The organism is Mesorhizobium sp. B283B1A, from assembly GCF_020165735.1.
GTDB lineage: Bacteria > Pseudomonadota > Alphaproteobacteria > Rhizobiales > Rhizobiaceae > Mesorhizobium > Mesorhizobium opportunistum.
Genome location: NZ_JAIUIQ010000017.1, coordinates 101,752 through 113,603, shown reverse-complemented (window position 1 = coordinate 113,603; position 11,852 = coordinate 101,752). Strand labels below are relative to the sequence as shown.

General features: G+C 62.5%; 10 protein-coding genes and 1 pseudogene. 6 read left to right on the top strand and 5 right to left on the bottom strand.

Annotation, left to right across the window (positions count from 1 at the left end):
• The first annotated feature begins 296 nt into the window (after window positions 1–296).
• The 4 genes from LB577_RS16805 to LB577_RS16790 all read left to right on the top strand — a co-directional run bounded on the left by LB577_RS16805 (window position 297) and on the right by LB577_RS16790 (window position 4,816).
• Window positions 297–1,271, top strand: coding sequence for an ABC transporter substrate-binding protein (locus LB577_RS16805; protein ID WP_224687542.1), 975 nt, complete (start codon window positions 297–299; stop codon window positions 1,269–1,271).
• A gap of 75 nt (window positions 1,272–1,346) precedes the next feature.
• A complete protein-coding gene (locus LB577_RS16800; protein ID WP_224687541.1) occupies window positions 1,347–2,426 on the top strand; it encodes a glycine betaine/L-proline ABC transporter ATP-binding protein in 1,080 nt (359 codons plus the stop codon).
• Window positions 2,423–4,402 (top strand): ABC transporter permease, encoded by a 1,980-nt coding sequence (locus LB577_RS16795; RefSeq protein ID WP_224687540.1) that lies wholly within the window; start codon window positions 2,423–2,425, stop codon window positions 4,400–4,402. The genes LB577_RS16800 and LB577_RS16795 overlap by 4 nt, the downstream gene beginning before the upstream one ends.
• A gap of 36 nt (window positions 4,403–4,438) precedes the next feature.
• Window positions 4,439–4,816 (top strand): GFA family protein, encoded by a 378-nt coding sequence (locus tag LB577_RS16790; protein WP_224687539.1) that lies wholly within the window; start codon window positions 4,439–4,441, stop codon window positions 4,814–4,816.
• A gap of 25 nt (window positions 4,817–4,841) precedes the next feature.
• Here the strand turns inward: LB577_RS16790 and LB577_RS16785 are convergent, their stop codons facing one another.
• Window positions 4,842–6,200: an NAD(P)-binding domain-containing protein gene (locus LB577_RS16785; protein WP_224687538.1), complete on the bottom strand. Its 1,359-nt coding sequence runs from the start codon at window positions 6,198–6,200 to the stop codon at window positions 4,842–4,844.
• A gap of 258 nt (window positions 6,201–6,458) precedes the next feature.
• Between LB577_RS16785 and LB577_RS16780 the strand changes: the two genes are divergently transcribed.
• Window positions 6,459–7,178, top strand: a complete 720-nt coding sequence (locus LB577_RS16780; RefSeq protein WP_224687537.1) for a helix-turn-helix domain-containing protein — start codon at window positions 6,459–6,461, stop codon at window positions 7,176–7,178.
• Between the two features lie 149 nt (window positions 7,179–7,327).
• A pseudogene (locus LB577_RS16775) lies at window positions 7,328–7,698 on the top strand (endonuclease domain-containing protein).
• 122 nt (window positions 7,699–7,820) lie between these two features.
• Here the strand turns inward: LB577_RS16775 and LB577_RS16770 are convergent.
• The 4 genes from LB577_RS16770 to LB577_RS16755 are packed head-to-tail and all read right to left on the bottom strand — an operon-like array spanning window position 7,821 to window position 11,604.
• Complete coding sequence (locus tag LB577_RS16770) at window positions 7,821–8,861, bottom strand: heme-dependent oxidative N-demethylase family protein (protein WP_224687536.1); 1,041 nt, start codon at window positions 8,859–8,861, stop codon at window positions 7,821–7,823.
• Between the two features lie 9 nt (window positions 8,862–8,870).
• On the bottom strand, window positions 8,871–9,836 hold the full coding sequence (locus tag LB577_RS16765; protein WP_224687535.1) for a PDR/VanB family oxidoreductase: 966 nt from the start codon (window positions 9,834–9,836) through the stop codon (window positions 8,871–8,873).
• Window positions 9,833–10,429 (bottom strand): dimethylamine monooxygenase subunit DmmA family protein, encoded by a 597-nt coding sequence (locus LB577_RS16760; RefSeq protein WP_224687534.1) that lies wholly within the window; start codon window positions 10,427–10,429, stop codon window positions 9,833–9,835. The genes LB577_RS16765 and LB577_RS16760 overlap by 4 nt, the downstream gene beginning before the upstream one ends.
• A 41-nt stretch (window positions 10,430–10,470) precedes the next feature.
• The gene (locus tag LB577_RS16755) at window positions 10,471–11,604 is read right to left on the bottom strand and encodes an aminomethyltransferase family protein (protein WP_023764597.1); all 1,134 of its coding nucleotides are present in this window, start codon (window positions 11,602–11,604) and stop codon (window positions 10,471–10,473) included.
• Between the last annotated feature and the right edge of the window lie 248 nt (window positions 11,605–11,852).

Sequence of the window (11,852 nt, the reverse complement as noted above, 5' to 3'; positions counted from 1 at the left end):
AGATCATGGGACCTTGATGGCTTGCACCGTGCAGGGCGCCGCAGGAGTGGCAATTGATCCGCAGGTGATCGCTCCCGCAGCGATCCGTCGGCAGCCATGACGCTGACCCTCCCGGCATATTTCATCACCCCCAATTCAGCACAATCTCGCCTGCGCCGGCTTTGGCCGCGTCAGAGCGGCAACGGCCTTGCGCAACGACAGGTCTTTCCAACACAATCAGGGAAAGACCCAGAACGGCAGAAAAAGACGCAAGAAGGGAACGAACGATAACCGTCACAGCTTGAAGGAGAACAAGCATGTCACTTCGCAGTAGAATTTCGAAACTATCGCTGGGCGCCGTGGCGCTGGCGACGCTGAGCCTGCTGACGCCTTCCGCCAAAGCCGCGGCACCGGAATCCAACGACCCGATCAAGATCGCGCTGTTCGACTGGACCAGCGTCAACCTCAACGCCAAGATCCTTGGCGGCATTCTCGAAAAGCTCGGCTACACCGTCGAATATCCGACCGCCGACTACCTCTCCAGCCTCACCACCGGCCTCACCAATGGCGACCTCGATGTCGGCCTGGAGTTCTGGGACACGACCGCCGGCGAAGCCATGAAGGCCTCCGATGCGACCGGCCAGACCGAACGGCTCGGCAAGCTCGGTCCGAAAGCCAAGGAAGAGTGGTGGTTCCCCGAATACATGAAGGAGAAATGCCCCGGCCTGCCCAAATGGGAAGCGCTGAAGGACCCGAAATGCGCCGAGGCCTTCTCGACGGCAGAGACCGCGCCGAAGGGCCGTTATCTTGGCGGCCCGGTGACCTGGGAAGGCTTTGACGACGAACGCGTCGAGGCGTTGAAGCTGCCCTTCACCGTCATCCATGCCGGCACCGATGCGGCGATGTTCGCGGAACTGGATTCAGCCTATCAGCGCAAGGCGCCGATCATGCTGTGGATCTATTCGCCACATTGGGCACCGGCCAAGTACAAGGGCGAGTGGGTGCAATTCCCCGAATACACGCCCGAATGCTACAACGACCCGAAATGGGGCGTGAACCCGGACGCCAAATATGATTGCGGCAAGCCGCATGGCGAAATCTGGAAATACTCCTGGTCCGGCATGAAGGACAAATGGCCGGTCGCCTACAAGGTGGCCAAGGCCTACACGGTCGACACCGACGAACTCAACAAGATGAGCGGCGAGATCGACCTCGGCGGCAAGACGCCCGAAGATGTCGCCGCCGCCTGGATCGCGACCCATGAGGCAGATTGGAAAGCCTGGGCGCAGTGACCGTTCCGACTGGGAGGAGACCTGGCCGTCCGATCGACCGGGTCTTCATGGTCGATGTTCCAGAAGGACGATTGGATGACGGACGGGACTGAACAGCAGGCGGTTCAACCGGGTACGGATGGCCGCCCGGTCAAACTTGCCTGCCGCAATGTCTGGAAACTGTTCGGCGCGAACGCGGCCAATTTCATCCGCGAGCGCGACGGCAAAGCCAGCATGGCCGACGTCACTGCCGCCGGATTGGTCGGCGCCGTGCGCGCCGTCGATCTCGAAATCCGCCAGGGCGAGATCTTCATCATCATGGGCTTGTCGGGCTCCGGCAAATCGACGCTGGTGCGCTGCATGTCGAGGCTGGTCGAGCCGACCCATGGCAAGGTCGAATTCGAGGGCAAGGACCTGCTCAAGATTTCCGACGCAGCCCTCATCGAGCTCAGGCGTCATCGCATGGGCATGGTGTTCCAGAATTTCGCGCTGCTGCCGCATCTCAACGTGCTCGACAACATCGCCTTTCCCTTGAGTATCCAGGGGCAGGACCGGGCGACGCGCGAGGTGCGGGCGCGCGAGGTGATCGAGCTCGTCGGCCTGCGTGGGCGCGAGCATTTCTATCCGCGCGAGCTTTCCGGCGGCCAGCAGCAGCGCGTCGGCATCGCCCGGAGTCTGGCGACAAAACCGGAAATCTGGTTCCTCGACGAGCCGTTCTCCGCACTCGATCCGCTGATCCGCCGCGAGATGCAGGATGAGCTGATGCGGCTGCAGACCATGCTGCACAAGACCATCGTCTTCATCACCCATGATTTCGACGAAGCGATCAGGCTGGCCGACCGCATCGCCATCATGAAGGACGGCGAGGTCATCCAGATCGGCACGCCGGAGGAGCTGGTGGTCAATCCGGCCACCGACTATGTCGCCGAATTCACCCGCGACGTCGACCGTGCCAAGGTGATTTCGGCCCGCGGCCTGATGCGCGCCTGCGATGGTTCGGAGCACGGCGGCACGGTTGCGCCGGAAGCCAAGATCGCCAGCTTCTCGGCCGACATCGTGGCCTCCGGCAAGCCGTTCGCGGTGGTCAACGGCACCGGCAAGCCGATCGGCGAAGTGACGCCGCAAGCGGTGATCGAGTTGCTGGCCGGCATCGAGCGTTCCGGGGTTGGCGGATGACCGTCACGGCAAGCGCCAGCGAGGCAAGGCCGCCGGTTCAGCTGTGGCTGGCGATCTGGGCGCTCGCGCTGGCCGCCGTGCTGGTGCTGTTCCTGCTGCAGGATAGCCTGCCCTGGGCGGTGAATTACCCGGCCAGCGCCATCGTGCCGGTCGCCGACTGGGTCAGCGCTCTGATGCGCTGGATCAAGTCGAACCTGTCGTGGCTGACCCGCTCGATCACCGCCGTTCTCGGCGTGCCGCTCGACTTCGCGCTCAATCTCCTCGCCAAGAGTTTCAAGATCGGCCATGGCGCGGACGCTTATGTCCTGCCCCGGCTGTCCTGGGTTGGCGTGTGCGCTGCCGCCTTCATCGCCGGGCATGCCGCCGGCGGCAGAAAACTCGGCCTGCTGGTCGGCGGCTGCTTTCTCTACATAGCGCTGTTCGGCCAATGGACCAGCGCCATGCTGACGCTGGCGCTGATCTCCATCGCCGTGCCGTTCTGCATCGTCACCGGGCTGTTCGCAGGCATCTGGGCGTGGCGCAAGCCGTGGGCCGAGAGGCTCATCGTCTCCCCTGCCCTCGACCTGATGCAGACGATCCCGACCTTCGCCTACCTCATCCCAATGCTGCTGCTGTTCGGCAACAGCCCTGTCTCGGCGATGATCGCCACCGCTATCTTCGCCACGCCGCCGATGGTGCGGGCGACGATGCTGGGCCTGTCGCGGGTGCCGTCCGAGATCGACGATTTCAGCGAGATGGCCGGCTGCACGGCGCGGCAGAAACTATGGCGCGTGCTGTTGCCCTCGGCGCGGCCGACGCTGATGGTCGGCGTCAACCAGGTGATCATGCTGGCCCTCAACATGGTGATCATCGCCTCGATGATCGGCGCCGGCGGCCTTGGCTACGACGTGCTCCTGGCGCTGCGCGCGCTGAAGGTCGGCGAGGCGATGGAAGCCGGCCTCGCGATCGTCGCACTGGCCATCGCGCTCGACCGGCTGAGCCAGGCCATCGCCCACAAGCAGGCGAAGGGCAATGTCCACCAGGAGGCGAGCCCGAGCTTCTGGCGGCGCTACCCCAATCTGACGCTGGCGATCGCCATCCTTGCCGTCACCACGCTGATTGGCCTGTTCGTGCCGGCCTTCGCGGCGGTGCCGAAGGCGATCACCTTCACCACCGCGCCTTTGTGGAAGGCGGCGGTGAACTGGGTCACCATCAATTTCTTCGACACGATCGAAGCGTTTCGCGTGGCGCTGATCCTCAACGTGCTGAACCCGGTGCGCGCTTTTTGCGAGGGCTTTCCGTGGTTGGGCGGGGTGTTCCTGCTCGGCCTTGCCGGCTACCAGCTTTCAGGTTTGAGGCTGGCTGCACTCGTCGCCGCGCTAACCGCTTTCTGCGCCGTCACCGGCCTCTGGGAAAAGACCATGGCAACGGTCTATCTTTGCGGCATCTCGGCCTTCATCGCCTGCCTGATCGGCATCCCCATCGGTCTGATGGCCGCGCGCGGCGACCGCTTCGAGAAGATCGTCACGCCCGTCATCGACACGCTGCAGGTGCTGCCCTCCTTCTGCTTCATTATTCCGGTGGTGATGCTGTTCCGCGTCGGCGACGTCACGGCGATGATCGCCACGATCGCCTTCGCCGTGGTGCCGGCCATCCGCTACACCAATCACGGCATCAGGCAGGTGTCGCCGGCGCTGATCGAGGCGGCCAAGGTTTCGGGCTGCACGCCGCGCCAGACTTTTTTCCGTGTGCAATTGCCGCTGGCGCTTCCCGAAATCATGCTCGGCGTCAACCAGACGATCCTGATGGCGCTGGCGATGATCATCATCTGCGCCATGGTCGGCACCCGCGACCTCGGCCAGGAGGTGTTCATCGCGCTGTCGAAGGCCGATTCCGGCCGCGGCATCGTCGCCGGCCTCGCCATCGCCTTCATCGGCATCGTCGCCGACCGGCTGTTCAATGCGTGGACGGCGAAGGCGCGCGCAAGGCTGGGGTAAAACTCAACCGCAATACCACCAAAAGGAGAGAAGAGAATGACCAGCAGGGTAGCCAGCTGCACCTGCGGACAATTGCAGATACATTGCCCGCAAGAGCCGACCATGGTGTCGCTTTGCCATTGCCTCGACTGTCAGCGGCGGACCGGCAGTCCGTTTGGCATCGCGGCCTTCTTCGACGCCGCCGCGACCGAGATCCGGGGCCAGTCGAAGACATTCCAACGCGATTCCGACAGCGGCTTCCCGATCAGCTTCCATTTCTGCGGAACGTGCGGGGCGACCGTGTTCTGGTATCCGTCACGAAGACCGGAGGCGGTCGCCGTGGCCGTCGGCTGTTTCGCCGATCCGTCCTTCCCGGCGCCGACAAAGTCAGTCTACGACAAGCGCCGCCACGGCTGGGTCGTGGTGCCGGACTGACACCAAAGCCCGCCTCCTGGGGCCACTACTCGGCCGCGACGCCTTTCACCTCGAGATAGCTCTCCATCGAATCGTCCAGCGCCTGCAGCCAAGGCGTATGGTGCAACGGCGCCATGGTGCCGGTCATCAGCGAGCGGTAGGCGTGGTCGCGGAAGCCCATGATATTCTCCGCCTTGTGGTGCTCCCATTCCATGAAGGTCCGGTTGACCGCCTCGACGTCGAAGCCCGGATAATCGGTCTGGTCCATCAGCTCCTTGGTGTAGTCGCCCTGGAACCAGATCATCTGCTCGGCGTCTTCGAGCGTCTCCTCTCGCGCCCGCCATTTGGCGCCGTGTTCGGCCATCGCCTCGGCCGACGGCAGCTTGATACGGCCCATGATGACGTCGCGGGCGAACCAGGCCTGCGCGTCGAACATGTTGAAGGTGTAGAACTGGTCCTGCATGCCGATGTAGGAGAGTTGCGGGTTCTTCTCCCAGACGACGCCTTCATAGAGGTCGAGCGGCCACATGCGGTTGGCGGTCTTGAGCTTCAGATCGTCGGTCAGGAACGGGAAGGAATGCAGGTAGCCGGTGCAAAGAATGATGGCGTCGACATCCTTGGTGGTGCCGTCCTTGAAATGTGCGGTCTTGCCGACGACCTTCTGTAAGAGCGGCACCTCCTTCCAGTTCTCCGGCCATTTGAAGCCCATCGGCTTGGAGCGGTAGCTGGAGGTGATCGATTTGGCGCCGTATTTGTAGCATTGCGAACCGATGTCCTCGGCCGAATAGGAGCGGCCGATGATCAGGATGTCCTTGCCCTTGAACTCCATCGCGTCGCGGAAATCGTGGCTATGCAGGATGCGGCCGTTGAAGGTCGAGAAGCCCTCGAAATACGGCACGTTGGGCACCGAGAAATGCCCGGAGGCGACGACGACATTGTCGAACTCTTCCGAATAGGTGACGTCGTTGGTGCGGTCATGCGCGGTGACGGTGAATTTCTTCGTCTCTTCCGAAAAAGTCACCATGCGCACCGGGCTGTTGAAGCGCACCCATTTGCGCAGGCCCGACTTCTCGACGCGGCCCTTGATGTAGTCCCACAGCACGGCACGCGGCGGGTAGGAGCCGATCGGCCGGCCGAAATGCTCCTCGAAAGTGTAGTCGGCGAACTCCAGGCACTCCTTCGGTCCGTTCGACCAGAGGTAGCGGTACATCGAGCCGTGTACCGGATCGCCATGCTCGTCGAGGCCGGTGCGCCAGGTGTAGTTCCACAGGCCGCCCCAGTCGGACTGCTTTTCGAAGCAGACGATTTCGGGAATTTCGGCGCCTTTGTCTTCAGCCGATTTGAAGGCCCTGAGCTGGGCCAGACCGGACGGTCCGGCTCCGATGACGGCAACGCGAGTGTTCATTCCGGGCCTCCTCTTCTTGATTTCCCCAGCGAAACAAATTTCACTGACAGGACAGTAATTGGCCCTTCTGTGCTGTCAACAGACATCTGCGGGAACTGCGTTTGCGCACAATGGATTCCTGGCGAAAAACCTGCGGCGGCCGCGGTCGCCGGACTGGCGCGTGCGACATAAGATGGCTTGCCGTCGCGGTTGCGCTCCTGTATCGGCACCTGACATGTTCACCTTGAGTGAAATAAATCTTCTGGTTCGGGGGGCGAGATGGCGAAGACAATTTCCGATTCCAAGGCCGGTCCAGGACCCGCAAAGGCAAAACCGTCGCCCAAGGTTTCGGCGGACGGCAAGACCATCCGGGCGCCGCTGACGCAAAACCCGCATGCCATTCGCGACACCCGCGAGAAAGTGCTGGAAGTCGCGATCGGCCGCGAGGTGCGGGCGTTCCGCAAGAAGCTTGGCATCACGGTCGCCGATCTGGCGGTTGCCACCGACATTTCGCTCGGCATGCTGTCGAAGATCGAGAACGGCATCACCTCGCCGTCACTGACCACCTTGCAGGCGCTGTCACGCGCGCTCGGCGTTCCGGTGACAGCCTTCTTCCGCCGCTTCGAGGAGGAGCGCAGTGCGGTCTTCGTCAAGGCCGGCCAGGGGTTGGACGTCGAGCGCCGCGGCACCCGCGCCGGCCACCAGTACAATCTGCTCGGCCATATCGGCTCGAACACCAGCGGCGTCGTCGTCGAGCCCTATCTGATCACGCTGACCGAGGATTCCGATGTGTTCCCGACCTTCCAGCACGAGGGCATGGAGTTCCTCTACATGCTGGAGGGCGAGGTCGTTTACCGCCATGGCAGCAACCTCTACCCGATGAAGCCCGGCGACAGCCTGTTCTTCGATGCCGACGCGCCGCATGGGCCGGAGCAGCTGACGAAGCTGCCGATGCGGTATTTGTCGATTATTTGTTATCCACAGAACAGCGCGGGTTGAGCGGAGCTCGATCTTCCCAAGGTCCCGGGAGGATCGGCGGCTCGCGACGGTCTCTTTTGCAGCATTGGCGGTTGGCGAAGGCCGAAGTGGCATTCGATCTCCCCCCTTGAGGGGGAGATGTCCGGCAGGACAGAGGGGGGCGAACCGCGATGACGCATAATCTGGTGTCCGCCAACAATCGCCGCAATGCACGCAGGATGCGCAAGGTGATGACCGATGCCGAACTCAAGCTTTGGAATGCGATCAGGGCACACAGGCTGATGGGACTGGGGTTTCGGCGCCAGATGCCTATCGCTGGCCATATTGCCGATTTTGCATGCCCGGATAAAAAGCTGATCATCGAGCTTGATGGGTCCAGCATGGCCAGGCGGAAACGTCGGAATCGGACGCTGCAAGAACCGCCAAGTTTGAAGCGCTTGGCTGGACGGTCCTGCGCTTCTGGAACGACGATGTCATTCGCGATATCGACAATGTCTGCCAGCACGTCGTGATTGTGGCTGGGCTAAGCGACGCGTCGTGAGCATCGCGGAAGCGGGACATTGGGCAGGGCCGGCGCTCTACGGCGCCCCCCTCTGCCCTGCCGGGCATCTCCCCCTCTTGGGGGGAGATTGGCTGCTTTGGGGCAGCGCCGACATCAGTAATTCATTCCGGGCCAAACCCCGGGCTCGTCGGGCTGCCATCATCAAGCTTCGACAACCACTCCACCAGTGTCGGCCTATACCGCGTCAGGCCCTTGTAGTTGGCCAGCTCATCGGGCAGGTCGCGGATGACGCGGTGCAGGCGGCGTGCCCATTTCGGTTGCGTCGCCAGTTCGTCCATCTTGATCAAATAGCAGCGGATCGGGAAGACGATGCCGTTCGAGCGTGGCAGGCGCCAGAAGCTCTGCAGTTCGACGCGCAGATGCACCTTGTCGCCGACATTTTCCGGCGTCACCGTCGCCCGGTCCGGGCCCCATTTGTGGTAATTCTCCGGGCTGGTGTCGAGGCGCGGATTGATGGTCATCGTCCAGTTCAGCCGCCTTGCCGGCTTGCCTTGCTGGATGTTGGTGAGGAACTTCAGCGCCCTGACGAATATCCCTTTCTCGTGCGCCAGCGGCACCGGCGCGTGCCACTCGAAGAAATTCATGCCGATGTCGAAGTCGAGCGACCAGTCGGCTTGGGTGGTAACCATGCCGGCATCCATCCACAGATTGCCGTCGCGCTGGTCGAGGATACAGAAATCGCCCTGGCTCTGGCGGGTGATGTATTCCATCGGTCCGTAAGGCAAGGTCGAGGTGTCGCCGAAGGTGAAGGTGTCGTCGATGCCGAGCGGCCGGTTGATCCAGCGCCAGCGGTCGCCATCGCGGGTCAGCGTGAAATGTTCGGGATAGCCCAGCGCCTGCTGCTCCATCAGGAGTTCCAGCAGGTCCCAGCCGGCCAGCGTCATGTGCGGCAGCGATTGGCAGCGCAGCGGATCCTCGGCCAGCACCAAGGCGCGGTCCTGCATCTCGGCGACATAGTGCTCGTCGACGTCGATCAGGTTCTCCAGCACGCTGCCCTTCGGACCCACGACATGCGGCTCGATGTTGACTGCGTACATGTAGCTGTCTTCGTGGAACGGAAACGGGAACCGCCTGATGTGCTCAGGGCTGTTCTTGAAGGTGAAGTCGTCGCGGAACGTTTCCTTGCGAAAGGTGATGCCCATCTTCGCCTCCTATCTTTCCAAGACCAGCGATCGGCCCTCGAAGCGCGAGACGCACGGCATGATCTTGCAGCCGGAGCGGTGGTCTTCCTCGCTCAGCCAGTGGTCGTTGTGGATGAACTTGCCATCGGATGAGATGACATTGGTTTCGCATTGGCCGCAGACGCCGCCGCGGCAGAGATAGGGCGGATCGACACCGGCCGCCTCGATCGCCTCGAGCAGGCTCTGCTGTTCGCCGACCCGGATCGCCTTGCCGCTGACGGCCAGCGTCACGTCGAAAGGCAGCCCGGGCTGTGGTGCAGCGAAATGCTCGAAATGCACGGTCTCCGACGGCCAGCCCAGGCTTGCCGCGCGGTCGCGCACCCAGTTTATCATGCCGGCCGGGCCACAGACGTAGAGATGCGTGCCGAGCGGCTGCGAGGACAAGAGCCGGTCGAGATCGATGCGTTCCTCGCGGTCGTCATGATAGAGCTGGACCCTGCGACCGTAGCGCTGCCGCAGGACATCGGCGTAGGTGCCGAGCGAGGCCGTGCGGCAGGTGTAGTGCAGCTCGAAATTACCGCCCTCTCCCGCCAGCTGCGCGGTCTGCGCCATGAACGGCGTGATGCCGATGCCGCCGGCCAGCATCAGATGTTTCTTCGCCCTGAGGTCGAGCGAGAACAAATTGACGGGATAGCTGATCACCATCTCCAGGCCGGGCCTGACATTGCGGTGCATGAACAGCGAGCCGCCACGCCCGACATCGTCGCGGCGCACCGAGATCGTGTATTCGCTGGTATCGAGCGGCGAGCCCATCAGCGAATAGGGATTAAGCCTTGTGCGCTCGCCATCGCGCATCTCGACCACGACATGGGCGCCGCCGGAGAAGGTCGGCAGCAATTCACCGTCGCGCCGCCGGAAATGGAAACGGGTGACGAGGTCGTTGACCGGGACGACATCGCTGACGACGACATCGAGCTTGGTGGTGCCGGTGCTCATGGGAAGGCCTCCTCGATCGGAGGAATTTCACTGCGGTCCTCGGCATTGATGCAGACGCCCTGGAAGGCGGCGAGGCGCCGGGAATAATGATCGCGCACCAGAAGCAGCAGGCCGCAATGCGCGCAGGTCGCCGGCTGCGTCGTCACATTCTCGGTGATGCCCTTGCAATGAACGCACTGCATGCGCCGTGCCAGCGAGCCGCGATGTTCTGTTTGCATCGAGGTGTGGTCGATGCCGGCTTCCAGCGCCACCTGCATCGCCTGGCCGATCAGGCCTTCGGTGCCGGCGAGGTAGAGGCGCAGGCCCATATGGGCGTTGGCCAAGGTATGCCTGAGCCTCGGCAGCAGGCTGGCGAAGGACGGCGCCTGGTGAAACTGTGACGGCTTCAGCGCCTCGAGGACGGCGACATGCTTGCCATCGGGACTGGGGATGAAGACGATCTCGGCATCGTCGAAAAACCCAGCCGGGGCTTTTGCGGCCATGTCTGAAATAGCGAGCGCACCTTCGGCATCGGCGATGAAAAGATGGTGTTTGCCGGGCTGCGGAGAGAGCGTTCCGTAGACCGGCCGGCTGATGATGCTTTTGGCTGCCATTTACGTCTTCGTGCCTCGAACCCCTCGCTGTTGATTGTGCCTCAGCCTTTCGCCGTGCGCTTGGTCTTCTTGGGATCATCGAACGGCAATGGCTGCGCCGTCGCCTTGATCGATCCGCTCTTGTTGCGGATCTCGAGCCTGGTGTCCTTGACGGCGCAGTCGACGTCAAGGCGGGCGATGCCCATCGATTTCTCGACCAGCGGCGAATACATGGCGCAGGTCACCACGCCGACCTTTTTGCCGTCGCGGTAGACCGGCGCGCCCTCGTCCGCCGGCTCCTTGCCGTCGAGCAGCACGCCATAAATCTTGAAGCGCTCCTTGCCCTTCAGGCGATAGTGCTCCTCGGCGCCGCGGAAACCAGTCTTGCCAGGGCTGACGGTGAAGTCGAGGCCGAGTTCCCACAGCGTGTCGCCGGGACCTTCGTTCTCGAACGGGTATTTTTGCGAATTGTCGTAGGGGTAGAAGAGCAGATAACTTTCCACCCGCAGCATGTCGAGCGTGGTGAAGCGGCAGGGAATGATGCCGGCGCTCTTGCCCTCGTCGAGGATCCTGTCCCAGATCGTGCCGGCATCCTGGCCGCGGCAGAAGATCTCGTAGCCACGCTCGCCGGTGTAGCCGGTGCGCGAAATCATCACCGGAAAGCCGAACAGCTGCGTCTGCATGTGATGGAAGTAGTTGAGATCGCGGATGCCCGGAACATGCTTGGCGAGATAGTCGACCGCGGCCGGCCCCTGCAGCGACAGATCATGCAGATTGTCGTCGAAGCGCAACGACACGTCCCTGCCCATCGCCGCGCGCTGCAACTCCTCATGGCCGGTGCCCGAGCCGTGCACCACCATCCAGGCGTTCGGCCCGGTGCGGTAGAGGATGCAGTCGTCGGTGAATTTTCCCGCCTCGTTCAGCATGCAGGCATAGGCCGATTTGCCGGGATAGATCTTTTCGACATCGCGCGTGGTGGCGAGATCGATGAGATGCGAAGCGTGCGGCCCGGTGATGTGGACCTTCTTGAGGCCCGACACATCCATCAGCCCGGCCTTGGTGCGGATGGCGATGTATTCCTCGTCGGCGTCCTTGTCGTAGGTCCAGGCGGTCCCCATGCCGCTCCAGTCTTCGAGCTTCGAACCCAGCGCGCGATGGCGATCCGCCAGGGTCGAAAATCTCCAGGATGCCGTCATCCGCTCGTCCTCCGTTCAAAAATCCATTTGTTCCCTGCTCCTTGGCGCAGAGGCCGGAGCTTTGGGTTGAATATTGACCGCAAACACGAGAGAGCCGCAATCCCCTGAATGCAAATAATTTCATTGTCAGGCAAAATCGACCGACCCAACCAAACGGTTAACTCTGCGTAAATTCGTCTTGACAATTGCGGAAATCGGCCTGAATTTATGAAAAAAATTTCACTCTCTTGAAAGAGAGCGGCGCGCGG